Origin of the sequence: Hyphomicrobium sp. B1, assembly GCF_049532635.1 — a bacterium.
GTDB lineage: Bacteria > Pseudomonadota > Alphaproteobacteria > Rhizobiales > Hyphomicrobiaceae > Hyphomicrobium_B.
On sequence record NZ_CP134871.1, the window covers coordinates 4,163,824 to 4,178,565 of the forward strand.

Genomic DNA, 14,742 nt, shown 5'->3' on the forward strand with positions numbered 1-14,742 from the left:
AGGGTGCACGCTTTCTAATCGAACTTGAGGCGGATGCCGGAGCGGAACTGCTGTACGACGGAATCCTTAAAGGTCAGCCGGTTATTGCCGAAAACCGAATTGCCGTCGATCGAAATGCCTCCGCTCTCCCAAAGCATCTGCCAGCCATTATCCCAAACGATCGAGTCCGTAAGATCGGTCGACACGCCTGCCTGAACTGCTGCGGCTACGTTGATTTGGTTTTTCGAGTCAGAGCCCCGAAAAGTTGGAGTTGTGGACGGGCTACAAGTCGGATCAGCCGTTGCATCGCAGGAATACTCTGTGTAGCTGCGCTGCAGGCGTCGCCACGAGATTCCGACGCCGCCCCCTAGGTACGGTGTGAAACGAGTGCCAGTGGGAATATCGTACAGCAAGCTGAAAAGCGCAGTCGTTCGGGAGAGTTTTACGGTGTCATCTCGGGACACATTGAACTGGTCACCGAACGCGTTCGATGTTGAGTAACTTGTCATCCCGTCAATCAGGTTAAAGTTCGGGGTGTAATCAATGGCGACGTCCCACCTTAGAGACGGCGTGATGTAGCGTCCGAACATGAGCCCGAATGTTTCCGAAAGAGGAAGATCGCTACTGTTTCTGACGGGCATATTCGGATCGCTATCCCGGAGCGTCGCATCCGTCGACAGATTGCCGCCCAGCGAGAGCCCGATATACCAATCGCTGTCCGCATCATATGTCGGGACGGGCGCAGGAGCAGGCACCGGGATCGGCACGCCGCCGCCCATGTCTTTGACGCCTCCCCAATCAGCAGCCATCGCAGGCGCCGCACCGGAAGCCATCACAAATATAGTCGCAATCCACGCAATGGTAGATTTCATCGCCCCACCCTTTGAAGTCGGCGCTCAAGACAAAACGCACGCCACTTGTGACTCTGCTCGACGCTACGCTTGCGCTAACAAAGCCAAGGGAGGGAAAAACGGTCTTCGGACGGTGTCCTGTGCGCTTCCCTTAAAGGGAAGCGCACGACGCAACAACGTGGACACACGTACGCGAAACACCGCAGTACAAACCGCACCTGTTGGCATTCCAAGCAGACGCAGCCCCCCGCGCCTGCCTACTCATTTACTTAGCGGACAAAACGCGTCCGCCCCCCTAATTCAGGTCGTAACGCACACCGATACGAAACTGGTGCGCGGTGATTTCTTTGAGCTTCTCGGCCGCCGTCGTGCCGTCGGCATCGAATGCCACCGTCTTGGCGTCGCCGAGGTAGAGAAAGCGGTATCCGAAATCGAGATAGACCGCGTGCCCCGTATTGACCTCGACGGGATCGGCATCTTTCGTGCTGCCCGAAACATACATCGTCCGGCCGCCCCACAGGCGCCACGAGATGCCGGCCATGGCTGCGGCCGCGAAGTTGTCGGTCGATTGTCCGCCGTATGACGATGTGCCCGCCGCCGTCGTGACCGTTCCCGAATTCGTTTCGTTATGCGCCCAGCCGATGCCGCCGCCGATATAAGGGACGAAACGCCCGCCGCGATTGAATTCGTAATAGAGGTTCGCAAGCACGACCGTGCTGTTGAAATCGACTTGCGAAGACCCGAAATCGAAATCGGTTTCGTTCTTGGCGTCGAACATATGATCGACGGTGATGTCGCCGCGGAAGCCCCACGCGTAATACTGGCCGATGCCGCCGCCGACGGTCCATGCGCCTTCCGACTTCGTATCGTGCGTGTCGAAATCGCTGAAAGACATGCCCGGCGTCGGATACCACGTGTACCCGCCATCGGCGCGCAGATACCACTTCCACGTAAATTGCTGAGGCATCGGCGCCATCGTCGGCGCAGTGTCGAGATCGGGCGTCCCGAGATCGGCCGCAGACGCCCCAACGGCGCCTCCGAACAGAAGCGCAGCGCTGACAAACGGAACTGTGCGCGCAAAAAACATACGGGTTCCCTAGGAACCGGTCCGCGCGATTCGCCGAACCGGATTTAAAATCGAACCCGAATATTGCCGAGAGTGTTTAAGGGAGCCTTAATCGCCGTCGAATTGTGGCACGCCTAGCCGTGGCCATAGTCCTAACGAAAGGTAAATGCCGCACGCTGACTTGTGGCCGTGCAGCCCTGTGCCTGCACTAAGTCTATTACCATCGAGAACGAACCCGAGGATGCCAGGACAAACGTCCCACTAAGCCGCGGCTGCTGCCGACTTCACGGCATCGACGATGTCGCCCACGATGCTGGATACGATTTTCTCATCGTCGCCTTCCGCCATCACGCGAATGACAGGCTCCGTGCCCGATGGCCGGATGACGAGGCGCCCGTTCTCGCCAAGCTTTGCTTTCGCGCCTTCGATCGCCTTGACCACGCGCGTGTCCTCGAGCGGCTGCCCGTTTGAATAGCGCACGTTCTGCAAAATCTGCGGCAACGGGCGAAAGCGATTGCAGACTTCCGATACTGTCTTTCCGGTCGCCACGACGCAGGCGAGAATCTGCAGCGCAGAAACCAGTCCATCACCCGTCGTCGTGAAATCCGACAACACGATATGGCCCGACTGCTCGCCTCCGACGTTGAAACCGTGTTTCCGCATGTATTCGGTCACATAACGGTCGCCAACCGGCGTGCGCGCCAGGGAGAGACCAATAGACCGCAAGTACCGCTCAAGCCCGAGATTGCTCATCACCGTCGCGACGATACCGCCACCCGCGAGCTTGCCGGTGCGATGCCAGCTTTCGGCGATCACTGCCATCAGCTGATCGCCATCGACGATATCGCCCTTCTCATCGACGATCACGACTCGGTCGGCGTCGCCGTCAAGCGCGATGCCAATGTCGGCGCGCAACTCCTTGACCTTGTCGACCAGCGTCTGCGGCGAAGTCGAACCGCAGTTCAAATTGATGTTGAGACCGTTTGGCTCGACGCCAATCTTGATGACTTCCGCACCAAGCTCCCACAACGCTTCCGGCGCGACCTTGTAGGCAGCGCCGTTGGCGCAGTCGATGACGATCCGGAGCCCTGCGAGGCGCAGCTGCTTCGGCATCGTCCGCTTGGCGAATTCGATATAGCGTTCCTGCGCGCTCTCGACCCGCGTTGCCCGTCCGATCCGATCGGCATCGACAAGCAGCGTCCGGCTGTCCGCGTCGATCAGATCCTCGATCTGCTGTTCCATATCGTCGGACAGCTTGTAACCGTCAGGGTCGAACAGCTTGATGCCGTTATCGTGCGATGGGTTATGCGATGCCGATAGCATCACGCCGAGATCGGCGCGCAGCGACCGCGTCAGCATGGCGACCGCCGGCGTCGGCATGGGCCCAAGCAGAAACACATCCATGCCGACAGCGGTGAAGCCCGACATCAGTGCGGCTTCGAGCATATAGCCTGAGAGCCGCGTGTCCTTGCCGATGACGACGCGATGGCGATGCGTACCGGACCGGAAAACGGTTCCGGCCGCCATGCCGACCTTCAACGCCAGTTCCGACGTCATCGGGTGACGATTGGCGAGACCGCGAATGCCGTCTGTGCCGAAATACCGCCGTGCCATGCTATCCTCCCGTAGAGCCGGAACGCTTGCAGCCGGCCTTTTTGGCCCCGGCGAAGCAATCCGGAATTGGCGGAGAAACGCGTGTCGCACCGAGACGACCTGCTTCCCCCTCACCCCTCGCCATCATAGATGCCCGAGAGCTGTTCCGCATTCCATCCCCATGGTTGAATGAAACAAAATTTTGCACGGAATTCCACTGAGGGTTGAAAACAGCGCTAATAAAGCCGCACCTACTGAGCGTCCTCGCGCGGGGTGGCGAAGCGACATGGAATCGGCCCATAGCTCGGCTATTGATGAATCGCGCGCCTCAGAGGGCTGAATTGGCGTGCGCGATCTGAGAGGTAACGCAATTATGGCAGTCTTTCTTGCGGTCGCAAACCGAAAGGGCGGCGTCGGCAAATCCACGGTTTCGGTGATGCTCGCGCACGGCCTGGCGGTCTATGGCAACAAGCGCGTCCTTCTGATCGACCTCGACTCCCAGTGCAACGCCTCACTGATCCTTATGGGCGGCCAGGGCTGGAACGAATCCCGCAAGGCCGGCAAGACGATCGCCGACTATTTCTACGATCTTTTCGACGGCATCCCGGCGAATGCGCGCGACTATGTCGCCAAGAACGTCGGCGACGTCTCTGCGGCAAACGGCAAGCCCGCGCCGATCTCGCTCGTGCCGGGATCTCTTCTGCTCGAGGATATCCAGGGCGAGCTGTACCTGAAGCAGGCGAACCAGAGCAACGTGCCCGAGGTCGTCGCCAACCGTGTACGCGGCCGCATGGAAAGCCTCATCCGCCGCTTCGAAGGCGACTATGACGTCGTCATTCTCGATTGTGCGCCAGGCCTCTCGTTCGCGGCGCTCGCGGCGCTCAAGACGGCTGACAAGGTGATAGTGCCATTCCGCCCCGACTACGTCTCGCAGCTTGCCGTCGACCGCGTCGCCATGCTGATCGAGGACATGCGCAACCTCGACGATCTGGCCGAGATGCCGCCGGAAGACCGCCGTTACGTCTGCCTCGCAAACTACGTGCGCAACGACGACCGCGACTATATGATGATCGAAGAAATTAGCCTCGTGCATCCTGTGCTCGAGACGTTCCTGCCGCAGCGCAACGGCATCGCCAACGCTTTCGACTATCTTGGCAAGCTCCGCCCGATCGACGCCAAATACGGCGATGCTGCCGGTGACGTGAAAGAGCTTCACCAGGAAATCGCGCGACTGGTGGAAACGGTCGCCGCGAAAAAGAAAGCCGCAGTCGCTGTTTCTTAACCGTTGAGAGCGAAAAGACGTCGATCATGAGCAAAGGCAAACAGCTCTGGCCCGGCGATGAGATGCTCAACTTCTTTCGTGCCCACATCCGGCGCGAAACGTCTCTCGATGCGGAAACAGCCGAAAAACTTGCAGCCGCGCTGACGAAGTCCGTCAATCGCATGCTGGTGTGGGAGGTCCCTGCCGACCTGCCGGAAGCTGCCGCGACGCCTCCTCCGCCACCAAAGATCGAAAGCGAGATCGCCGTTCAAGAGCGGCACGACCGCGCCGAGAACTTCAATCCATACCTGTTCTCCGCGCTTGTCGCCTTGGCGAAGCATGGCCGCGACGGCCTGATGCTGCGGCTGAAAGATATCAAGTCGGCCGAAAATCTACGTGCCTTCGCCGAAGCGCAACATGTCCCGGTTGACGCGTCGTTGAAACGAACCGACGATATCCGCAAGGCCATCGTGGCAGGCGTCGAACGCCGGCTCGCGGATCGCAAAGCCGCCGCAAGCTAACCGGCCGCAATCCTTAAACCGGGAGAAGCCTATTGGTGACCGACAGTGTGAGCGACGGACCCCCTCATCTCCGCCGCTCCGTCGGGCCGACTCAGCTTGCACTCTATGCGCTCGGCAGCATGGTCGGCTCAGGTATCTACGGCCTGATCGGCAAGGCTGCAGGCGAAGCCGGCTCCGCTGTCTGGCTGTCATTCCTGGCCGCGCTCGTTGCGGCGCTGCTGACGTCGCTGTCTTATGCCTCTCTCGGCTCACGGTACCCGCGCGCGGGCGGCGCCGCCTACGTCACCGACCGCGCCTTCGGCATTCCAGTTCTGAGCTTCACCATTGGTTTGGCGCTCGTTGCCTCCGGGCTGACGTCGGTCGCGACGCAATCAAAAATCTTCGCCGCCATCGTCGCCGATCTGGCTGGCTGGGAAGCCTCGTCGCCGAACATCATCGCCATCGGCTTCCTTCTCATTCTTTCCGGCATCGTCTTCCGCGGCATTCGCGAAAGCATGTGGGTGAACGTCGTCTGCACGTTGATGGAAGTCTCGGGCCTCCTCCTCGTCATCGCCTCCGGCCTCTCGTACTGGGGCACCGTCGACTATTTCCAAATCCCGCCCGAGCGCGCCGATCTCGGCCTCGGGGTCGTCGTCTTGCAGGCTTCCGTGCTCGCCTTCTTCGCGTTCATCGGCTTCGAGGATGCCGTGAACGTCGCGGAAGAATGCAAAGATCCCGAGCGCACGATCCCGCGCGGCTTGATCGTGGCCACCCTCGCCGCAGCGGTGCTTTACGTCGCCGTCTCGATCACGGCCGTTTCCGTCGTGCCGTGGCAGGAACTCGCCGCTGCGCCGAGCCCGCTGACGGCCGTCCTCGAAAAGAGTGCGCCGAGCATCCCGGCGGAACTAATGACGCTCATCGCGCTTTTCTCGGTCGCCAACACCGCGCTCGTCAATTACGTGACAGCCTCGCGCCTCATCTACGGCATGTCGGGACAAGGCCTGTTGCCGAGCTTTATCGGCCGCGTGCATGAGACCCGCCGGACACCGCACATCGCCATCGCAGCGTTGCTCGGACTGCTCCTGCTATTGGTCGTCGCCGGCCAGATTGCCGACCTCGCTGCGGCCACGGTCCTGCTACTGCTAGTGATCTTCATTGCGGTGAATGCGGCGCTCGTCGTTCTGAAGCGCCGCCCCGGTGAAGCGCGGGGCCGCTTCGAAATCCCGATTGCGCTACCGATTGCCGGTATCGGCGTCTGCAGCGTGTTGCTGATCACCCGTCTCGCGAGCGCAGACTGGCGCGCGCCGGCACTCGCCGCCGCGCTCCTCGCCGGCATTCTCGCGCTCTACGCAATATTGCGGCTGACGAAGGCAAGCCAGCGCTGATCAGTGCGCGGCGGCGGCAAGTTCGTCTTGCAGGCGCTGGTTTTCAGCCTCCAGATCGGCGATGCGGGACTGCAACCGGCCGATCGCGTCTTTCACTTCGTCGAACGGCAGCATGCGTGGAATATGCTGCGGGCAATTCAGATCCCACGCTTCGAGTGTGAAGACGATCGCCCGCTCCGGCCTGCCGCGGTAGCCCGGATCGCTGAGCTGCGACAGCAGCGCGTCGTCACCCTCGACCACCTTTGCGGTGCCCCAGAGTTTGGCGCGGCGCAGGTTCACATAGTCCATGATGAAAATGAACGCCTTCGCGTTCTCACCCAGATTGCCGACGGTGATGTATTGTTTGTTGCCGCCGAAATCCGCGAACGCCAGCGTCTTCTCGTCGAGAACCTTGACAAACCCCGCTGGGCCGCCGCGATGCTGCACATAAGGCTGCCCGTCGGCGCTCGCCGTCGCCAAATAGAACGAACGCGTTTCCGCAATCCGTTCCGCGAGATCTTCAGTGATCGCCGTCGGCCAGCCCCTGAGCCGCTCCATGCGCTCGTATTGCTGGCGCGACCCATGCCGAGCCTGCTCGGCCTTCACCGCAGGCGTAAACGCAATGTCAGACGCGACACGATCCACAGCACATACCTTTCGTCAAAGACCCGGCATACCGATGAAGCCAGGAAGTTTCTTGATGCGCTCGACCCAAGCAGCAATTGCCGGATATGGGTCGAGCGGTACGCCACCCTCCCAACCGAGCGCGACATAAGGCATGCAGGCGATGTCTGCGACCGTCGGCCTATCGAGAACCAGCCACTCCCGCTTTTCAAGATGCCGATCCATGATCGTCAGAATGCGCGCCGCCTTCTCTCGCGCCGCCGCGATGTCGATATTCATTTTGAACTTGTCATGCAGGCGCGCATCGCCCGGCCCGCGTGCGATTTCGTTCTCCGCCACCATGAGCCACTGCATGACCCGCGCCATCGACTCCGCGTCGGTGGGCAGCCAAGCCTCCCCGCCCCACTTACGAGCGACGTAAACGAGGATCGCCTGACTATCTCTGAGGATAACATCGCCGTCTTCAAGGACGGGCACCTGAGCAAACGCATTGAGATCGATAACGGGACTGCGCTTATGCGCGCCGCCCATAAAGTCGACTGGGATTAGCTCGACCGTGACGCCGAGCAGCGAACAAAGCAGTCGGACCTTGTAGCAATTTCCGGAAACATCGAGATCGTATAATTTCATCGCCTTTGCCCTCTCTCACCGTCTCTGGAGACCGGAGATAGGGCATGCTAGCCGGCGGCGGCAGTCCGGATTTCCAGCAAGGACCTTCTCGAAAAATGAGAGGGAGGATCGGCCACCGTGTCGTTTAGTCCAGCCCCTTCTCCGTTCCTGCCGAACACGCCCGCCAGACCTCGACGGCCTGCTTCGTTTCCGCCACGTCGTGCACGCGAACCATCTGAACGCCTGCCGCAACGCCCGCGATGGCGCAGGCCAGAGAACCCGGCACCCGGTTCTTGGCACCATCCACGTTGCAGAGCTGACCGATCATCTTCTTACGGCTCGCGCCGAGAAGCAGCGGCACGCCGAGCCCATGATAGAGCGACAACCCTGCCATCACCGCCACGTTGTGATGCAGATGCTTGCCGAAGCCGATGCCCGGATCGGCGACGATTTTCGACTTCGGAATCCCGGCCGCGATGCACGCCTGCACGCGGCTCTCCAGATAATCAAACACGTCGAGCACGACGTCGTCATACTGCGGATCGTCGTTCATCGTTTTCGGATCGCCCTGCGCGTGCATGATAATGACCGGCAGCCCCGTCTCGGCAGCAACCTCCAGCGCGTCCGGTTCGTGCGTGAAGGCCGAAACGTCATTCAGAATATCAGCTCCCGCCGCCGCCGCGCGCTTCATGACTTCAGACTTGCGCGTATCGACCGAAATGACGGCATCCGTCTTTGCTCGCAGCCCTTCGATCACGGGAATGACGCGTCGTAGCTCTTCTTCGACAGCGACATAGTCAGCCTGCGGTCGCGTGCTCTCGCCGCCAATATCGAGAATGTCGGCACCCTGTTCGATCAAACGCAGACCGTGTTCGACCGCATCGCGCGTCGAAGCAAACTCGCCGCCATCGGAAAAGCTATCGGGCGTAACATTGATGATGCCCATGATGCGCGGCCGGTCGAGTGACATACCGGCAAGCCGCGCCCGCGGTTCCGAAAGCTCCTGCAGAATATCGGCAGCAGCCAGCGCTTCCCGCCCCCAATCGCCGCTGAAGGCATCGCCGAGCACGACCGTCCGCCGCTTGGTGCTTGACGAGCCACGCGTCAGCACGTCGAGCGCGGCGAACGACAGCCGACCGCCAGCCAGCGGCAAGCCCTTCCACTCAGGCACATCCGCTTCGTCAACGGCGCGCCGCTCGCTCCGGTCCCAGAAGATGGCGGTGGGTTGCAGATAGATTGAGCGTTTCATTCCGGTGTGTGCCTGCCCGTGCGCGCATAACTCATGAAAAAGCGGCCGCGAAACAATCGCGGCCGCTTGGAAATTATTGGCCGACCATCGACCTCGCCACTTACTGCGGCTGAGGCTCAGGTCCGATGTCGATGCCGCCCTGCGGTTCTCCGCGCGGACGCGGCGGCTGACGACCGGCCGAGGGAACAGCCGAACCGGCGGGCCCCTTCGTACCGTCATCATCCGTCGGACGAGAGATCTTCTCGCCGCGCATGATCGTCTGGCACTCATCGCCCGAGATCGTCTCGTATTCCATCAGCGCCTGCGCCATCAGCTCCAGTTCGCCCTTGTGCTTCGTCAGCACTTCCCAAGCCGTGGTCTGGCCGGTGGTCACGATGCGGCGAACTTCTTCGTCGATGAGCTTGGCGGTCTCATCGCTCATGTTCTTCTGCTGCGTGATCGAATGGCCGAGGAACACTTCCTGCTGGTTCTCGGAATAGAGCAGCGGACCGAGCTTCTCGCTCATGCCCCACTCAGTCACCATCTTCTTGGCGATGTTCGTCGCCTGGCTGATGTCGCTCGATGCACCGGTATTCAAGTGCTCGCGGCCATAAATCAGCTGCTCCGCGACACGACCGCCGAACGCCATCGCGATCTTGCCCTCGCACCACTGCTTCGAATAGCTGAGGCGATCACGCTCCGGCAAACTCATCGTCACGCCCAGCGCCCGGCCGCGCGGAATGATCGTTACTTTGTGCAGCGGATCGTTGCCCGGCACGACAAGATTGACGATCGCATGGCCTGCTTCGTGGTAAGCGGTCGCGAGCTTCTCTTCCTCAGTCATGGCCATGGTCTTGCGCTCGGCGCCCATCATGACCTTGTCTTTGGAATCTTCGAATTCGGCCTGCGTTACGAGCCGTTTGTTACGGCGCGCAGCAAGCAAGGCCGCTTCGTTGACGAGGTTCGCGAGATCGGCGCCAGAGAAGCCGGGCGTACCGCGCGCGATCACCTTCGGATCGACGTCCGGCGCGAGCGGAACTTTCTTCATATGGACGCGCAGGATCTTCTCGCGTCCCATGACGTCCGGGTTCGGAACGACGATCTGGCGGTCGAAACGGCCCGGACGCAGCAAAGCGGGATCGAGCACGTCGGGACGGTTCGTCGCCGCGATGATGATGATGCCTTCGTTAGCCTCGAAGCCGTCCATCTCGACCAGCAACTGGTTGAGCGTCTGCTCGCGCTCGTCGTTGCCGCCGCCAAGACCGGCGCCACGATGGCGGCCGACAGCGTCGATTTCGTCGATGAAAATGATGCATGGCGCATTCTTCTTCGCCTGCTCGAACATATCGCGGACGCGGCTCGCGCCGACGCCGACGAACATCTCGACGAAGTCGGAACCGGAGATTGTGAAGAACGGCACGTTGGCTTCACCGGCCACGGCGCGCGCAATTAGCGTCTTACCGGTGCCGGGAGGACCGACGAGCAGACAGCCGCGCGGAATGCGTCCGCCGAGGCGCTGGAACTTCTGCGGGTCGCGCAGAAACTCGACGATTTCCTCAAGATCGGCCTTCGCCTCATCGACGCCGGCCACGTCTTCGAACGTGACGCGCCCGTGGCGCTCCGTCAAAAGCTTGGCGCGTGACTTACCGAAGCCCATGGCTCGACCGGAGCCGGACTGCATCTGACGCATGAAAAAGATCCACACGCCGATGAGCAACAGCATCGGGAACCAGCTCAGAAGAATGCTCGTGATCGATTGCACTTCATCCTCGGCGGGTCGCGCTTTGAATTTTACACCCTTCTCGCGCAAAAGCTTTACGAGGTTGGGGTCTTCCGGGGCGTAAGTCGAGAACGAAACGTCTCCGCTGCTCGCATCGCGCTTCGTACCCGTGATCCGATTACCTGCAATCACGGCCTCGGTTACGTTACCCTTATCGACGGCATCAAGAAATTCCGAATATTGAATTTCGTTGGTCCGGCGCGTCGTGCTCGGATTGCTGACGAGATTGTAGAGGGCAAGCAACAGGACGAACAGTGCCGCCCAAATCGCAAGTTTCTGATAATTCGGGTTCATATTTTTCCTTGATGGTGCCACCGGCACCAAATCGGCGCGTGCTCGGCGGCACTGCTGCCCCCAAAGTTAGACCCTAACATAGGTGCCAGCGTAACGCCGCACAAGTTCGGGCATTTACCAACCTTTGGCCTCCGACCGTACGGCCAATTCCTTAAGATCTGGCAGCGGCAACCAGGGGCTGATCTCGTATGCCTTGGGATCGAGCGGAGCTGCATCGAATAACGCGAATGGGGCAAGAGAAGGGGCCGCAAGGAACCTGTCCCCGATCCAAAATGACGGCAGCGCCTGTGCCGCACGGGTCGGCGGCCGACGGGCCGGCGCAAGGCGCGGCACGATGGCCGCATAGCCCTTTTCGCCCAAAGGCTTAACCGTGACGGTATCGGCCATATCGGCCTGATCCGGCGCAAACCGCACGACGAAACGCTGATCCCAGACGGTCGACTCACCGACGGACAGCATGATCTCGGCTTGTCCGAGCCGCCCCACCTCACGCCAGACGCGCACGAAGCGCGAGCCGCTCGATACTACCACTCCACCCAGTGTTGCCGCTGAGGCAGCATCGCGTTGCATACGCGCCACCAAGTCCTCAACCTCGAAAAGTTGCGGTGACGGACTTGCGCCGCCGTATCGCGCGATAAGCCGCGCGAGAACTTTCTGTCGCAGGAATGCCGGGCCAGCCTCGAATGCCCGGCGATCGAGCTTCGCGAAAACGTCGTTGCCGTATGACAGATCAAGTGATGCCACGAAGTGCGCTTCGGCGTAGGCCAAGGCCTCGCGAGCTTCGCCTAGGCGCCGGGCGGACGTTGCAATGGCCTCAGACGACAGACCGGCCTCTTCCATCTGCTCCAGCGCCGAGCGAACGCGCGCCCGCTCATAGCGCCGGTCGCGGTTCGTCGGATCTTCGGCATAGCTGATGCCGCGCTGAGCGACCGTCGCCAACAGCCGCGCTTTCGGAAAAGCCAACAGCGGCCGCATCAGCATGATCGCCGCGCCATCGCGCAACGGCCGTTCGCTACGCATGCTGGCAAGACCATCCAGGCCCGCCCCGCGCGCAAGCCGCATCGCAAACGTCTCGGCCTGATCGTCACGATGATGCGCCGTGACGATTGCGATGTTGGCCGCAGCAATCGTTTTCGCGTGCGTTTCGAGCAGACGATAGCGCGCCTCCCGTGCGGCGGCCGACAGACCCGAGGTCGGCTTTTCTCCGTCCCAACTCAGAATAGCGTGCGGCAAACCGTGGCGCCGCGCTTCGGCGCCGACCATCTCGGCTTCACGACGCGACTCGGTGCGTAGACCATGATCGACGGTGGCGACGGAGACGTTTGGCTTTAGCTCTTCGAAACGGGCACGCCATTCAGCTGCGAGCGCCATCAACGCCATGCTGTCCGGACCGCCGGATACCGCAAGCACGACATGATCGAAACGCGCGAGCTCCGCCAGCGCGGCATCCGCTTCGACAGTGCTAATCGGCGATTGCAAAGCTCTACGCACGGGCAAACTCTCAGCCGGCAAACGCCCTAAAGGCCGGCGAACACAGATTTATTGGCAGCCAATCCGCTGACGCTCGCTTTGCGCCCGGCCTTTGACGCTCTGCGGGGCGGTCGGAAATTTCGCGGCAAGCTCCGAGAACGATGAGCAGGCTGCCTCTTTCTGACCCAGCCTGTCCAGTGACATCGCGAGCTTCAACAGACTGTCGGGCGCCTTACCGCTCTGCCCATAAGTCTGATACCCCTTGAGAAACGCGCCCGCTGCCGCCTTGTATTGACCGCGCACAAAATACGTCTCGCCAAGCCAGTATTGGGCGTTCCCCGCGAGCGAGTCGTTGGGATACTTCTTCAGGAAATCATTGAAGGACGCTTCCGCCGAACCATAATCGCGCTGCAGCAGATAGCCATACGCCGTCTCGTAGGCTTGCTTGGGATCGCCCGGCGCTTCGCTTGTGGGCGGCAGAGCCGCCGTCGAAACGCCCGCGCCGGGTGGAGACGACCAGCCGTTGGGCTGCCCTTGCTGACCGTTCGCCTGCCCTTGCTGATCCTGCTTGTTCAGAAGCCCGCCGATGGCATCGTTGCCGCCATTCCCCGGCGAAACTGTCGTCGAGCCGAAACCTGGAATAGCCGCGGACTCGGCTTGCGGCGTTCCATTGCCGCTCCCGAGCGAAGCCGTGTCAGGTCCGCCCGGAAGGTCGGTTCGATGTTGCACGCCGCCCTGCGCTTGAATCTGGTCCGTGAGCTGCTGAACCTGTGCCGTCAACGCCCGGACCTGCGTTTCGAGGCTTTCGATCCGCGCGGTATCAGCACCGCTTCCGGCCGATGGGAAGGGTTGCGATGCAGCCCCACCGGCACCGCCGCCGTTCTTGGCAAGTGTCTCCAAAGTCCCGACAACCACCTGCATGTCGACAAGCTGCTCTTCCAGGGCATCGACGCGAGCTTTGAGAGCCGCGTCAGGAGAAGCATTCGCCACCGCGCCGCCCTTCGTCCCGCGCGCATCGTTCGCCTGCGCCATGGCTGGGCGAGACAAAAGCGGACCGGACGAGAGAGCCAGAACCGCAATCAAGGCGACGGCCTGAAAGGCGCCCATGCCAGCGTTCACGCCAGTGCTGTAGATTTGCGCAAGCTTGGCCATCCCCGGCTGTGCCCCTCGGATCAGTTGATGCGACACGTGCCGGAACAGGATTCTCCCGCCAGCCGGCTGCGGGAGCTTACCCCAGGTGTTCCCGCGTCTCCACCTACGCCGGGTCGCACTCCGCCATCAACCACCTTTCCCAACAACCTATTGAGAAATCTGATCGCCCGAATCGCGCAATTGCCGGCTTGCCGTTCCGGACGTGGAATTTGCCAAACCGGAACGCCGCGCACCGGCTTGCCAGCCGGAATAGACGTGCCAGTAGTTGATCAGGACCTCGGCATTGCGATTCTGCGCCCGGCAAAGGGCGTTGTTGCAGATTGCAACCTGGTCCAGATCTCCGGCGGCTTTGATCTCGATGCGATTCAGCGGCAGACCAGCCACCACGAGACGATCGCGAACCGCCTGGGCACGTTGCAGCGAGAGATCGCGAGCCGCCTTGCTGTCGCCTTCACCATCGGCCCGGCCGATGACCATGATAGACAGATCCGGCCGCACACTCAGCCAGCGCGCCTGCTGCTCGATAAGGCTGCGCGCCCGACCGCCAAGCGCGGCGCTGTTCTCAGCAAAAAAGACACGATCACCAACATCCAGCAGGAAAGCATGCCGATATTCCGACGTCCGTTCGGCCTCATCGGCTTTCAGCCGTTGGCGCGCTTCCGGATCGAGTTCGCCACGCTCGAGCGAGGCGAGCGCTCGCTTGGCGCGCGACGCGGCAGCCGTGCCGGGATATTCGTCGATAACGCGATTAAGGAGCCGGCGGCCCGAATCTTCTGCGCGGTCGGACAAGGCATCCAGACCGTCTTCGAGAAGTTCGGCTGCCCGAATGCCATCGGGATCGCTGTCTTGCGCACCGACATGCGATGCCAAGGCGCCCATCAGGCCCAGGACGCAACAAATCACGCCAGCCGCAACAATTGAAGTCCGCGAAATCCGCATTGAATAAGGGCGCCGCAACTAAAAATAACGTG

13 protein-coding genes are annotated in these 14,742 nt (G+C 61.3%); 3 read left to right on the top strand and 10 right to left on the bottom strand.

All coding sequences use genetic code 11. From position 1 onward, the window contains the following. Positions 1 to 14: 14 nt before the first annotated feature. The 3 genes from RLW55_RS19855 to glmM all read right to left on the bottom strand — a co-directional run bounded on the left by RLW55_RS19855 (position 15) and on the right by glmM (position 3,510). Positions 15 to 851, bottom strand: a complete 837-nt coding sequence (locus RLW55_RS19855; RefSeq protein WP_423415166.1) for a hypothetical protein — start codon at positions 849 to 851, stop codon at positions 15 to 17. A gap of 274 nt (positions 852 to 1,125) precedes the next feature. Next, positions 1,126 to 1,917: an outer membrane protein gene (locus RLW55_RS19860; protein ID WP_423415167.1), complete on the bottom strand. Its 792-nt coding sequence runs from the start codon at positions 1,915 to 1,917 to the stop codon at positions 1,126 to 1,128. 240 nt (positions 1,918 to 2,157) lie between these two features. Further along, positions 2,158 to 3,510: a phosphoglucosamine mutase gene (gene glmM / locus RLW55_RS19865; RefSeq protein ID WP_409562542.1), complete on the bottom strand. Its 1,353-nt coding sequence runs from the start codon at positions 3,508 to 3,510 to the stop codon at positions 2,158 to 2,160. 352 nt (positions 3,511 to 3,862) lie between these two features. Between glmM and RLW55_RS19870 the strand changes: the two genes are divergently transcribed. From RLW55_RS19870 to RLW55_RS19880, 3 genes are read left to right on the top strand one after another with little or no spacing between them, the layout of a single operon-like run. Beyond that, positions 3,863 to 4,771, top strand: coding sequence for a ParA family protein (locus RLW55_RS19870; protein ID WP_013946665.1), 909 nt, complete (start codon positions 3,863 to 3,865; stop codon positions 4,769 to 4,771). 26 nt (positions 4,772 to 4,797) lie between these two features. Then, the gene (locus tag RLW55_RS19875; protein ID WP_423415168.1) at positions 4,798 to 5,271 is read left to right on the top strand and encodes a hypothetical protein; all 474 of its coding nucleotides are present in this window, start codon (positions 4,798 to 4,800) and stop codon (positions 5,269 to 5,271) included. Between the two features lie 35 nt (positions 5,272 to 5,306). Beyond that, entirely contained in the window at positions 5,307 to 6,635 is a 1,329-nt protein-coding gene (locus tag RLW55_RS19880) for an APC family permease (protein WP_409562539.1), read from the top strand. Here the strand turns inward: RLW55_RS19880 and RLW55_RS19885 are convergent, their stop codons facing one another. From RLW55_RS19885 to RLW55_RS19915, 7 genes are all read right to left on the bottom strand, one after another. Continuing rightward, a complete protein-coding gene (locus RLW55_RS19885; protein WP_423415169.1) occupies positions 6,636 to 7,259 on the bottom strand; it encodes a pyridoxamine 5'-phosphate oxidase family protein in 624 nt (207 codons plus the stop codon). It lies immediately after the preceding gene. A gap of 15 nt (positions 7,260 to 7,274) precedes the next feature. Further along, entirely contained in the window at positions 7,275 to 7,868 is a 594-nt protein-coding gene (locus RLW55_RS19890) for a glutathione S-transferase family protein (RefSeq protein WP_414462042.1), read from the bottom strand. A 124-nt stretch (positions 7,869 to 7,992) separates the two neighbouring features. Beyond that, positions 7,993 to 9,096 (bottom strand): dihydropteroate synthase, encoded by a 1,104-nt coding sequence (folP, locus tag RLW55_RS19895; protein ID WP_409562536.1) that lies wholly within the window; start codon positions 9,094 to 9,096, stop codon positions 7,993 to 7,995. A gap of 100 nt (positions 9,097 to 9,196) precedes the next feature. Further along, positions 9,197 to 11,149, bottom strand: coding sequence for an ATP-dependent zinc metalloprotease FtsH (gene ftsH / locus RLW55_RS19900; protein WP_409562535.1), 1,953 nt, complete (start codon positions 11,147 to 11,149; stop codon positions 9,197 to 9,199). 114 nt (positions 11,150 to 11,263) lie between these two features. Continuing rightward, the gene (gene tilS / locus RLW55_RS19905; protein WP_423415170.1) at positions 11,264 to 12,640 is read right to left on the bottom strand and encodes a tRNA lysidine(34) synthetase TilS; all 1,377 of its coding nucleotides are present in this window, start codon (positions 12,638 to 12,640) and stop codon (positions 11,264 to 11,266) included. Between the two features lie 48 nt (positions 12,641 to 12,688). Further along, positions 12,689 to 13,771, bottom strand: coding sequence for a tol-pal system protein YbgF (gene ybgF / locus RLW55_RS19910; RefSeq protein WP_423415171.1), 1,083 nt, complete (start codon positions 13,769 to 13,771; stop codon positions 12,689 to 12,691). 147 nt (positions 13,772 to 13,918) lie between these two features. Next, the gene (locus RLW55_RS19915) at positions 13,919 to 14,710 is read right to left on the bottom strand and encodes an OmpA family protein (protein WP_423415172.1); all 792 of its coding nucleotides are present in this window, start codon (positions 14,708 to 14,710) and stop codon (positions 13,919 to 13,921) included. Positions 14,711 to 14,742 lie beyond the last annotated feature (32 nt).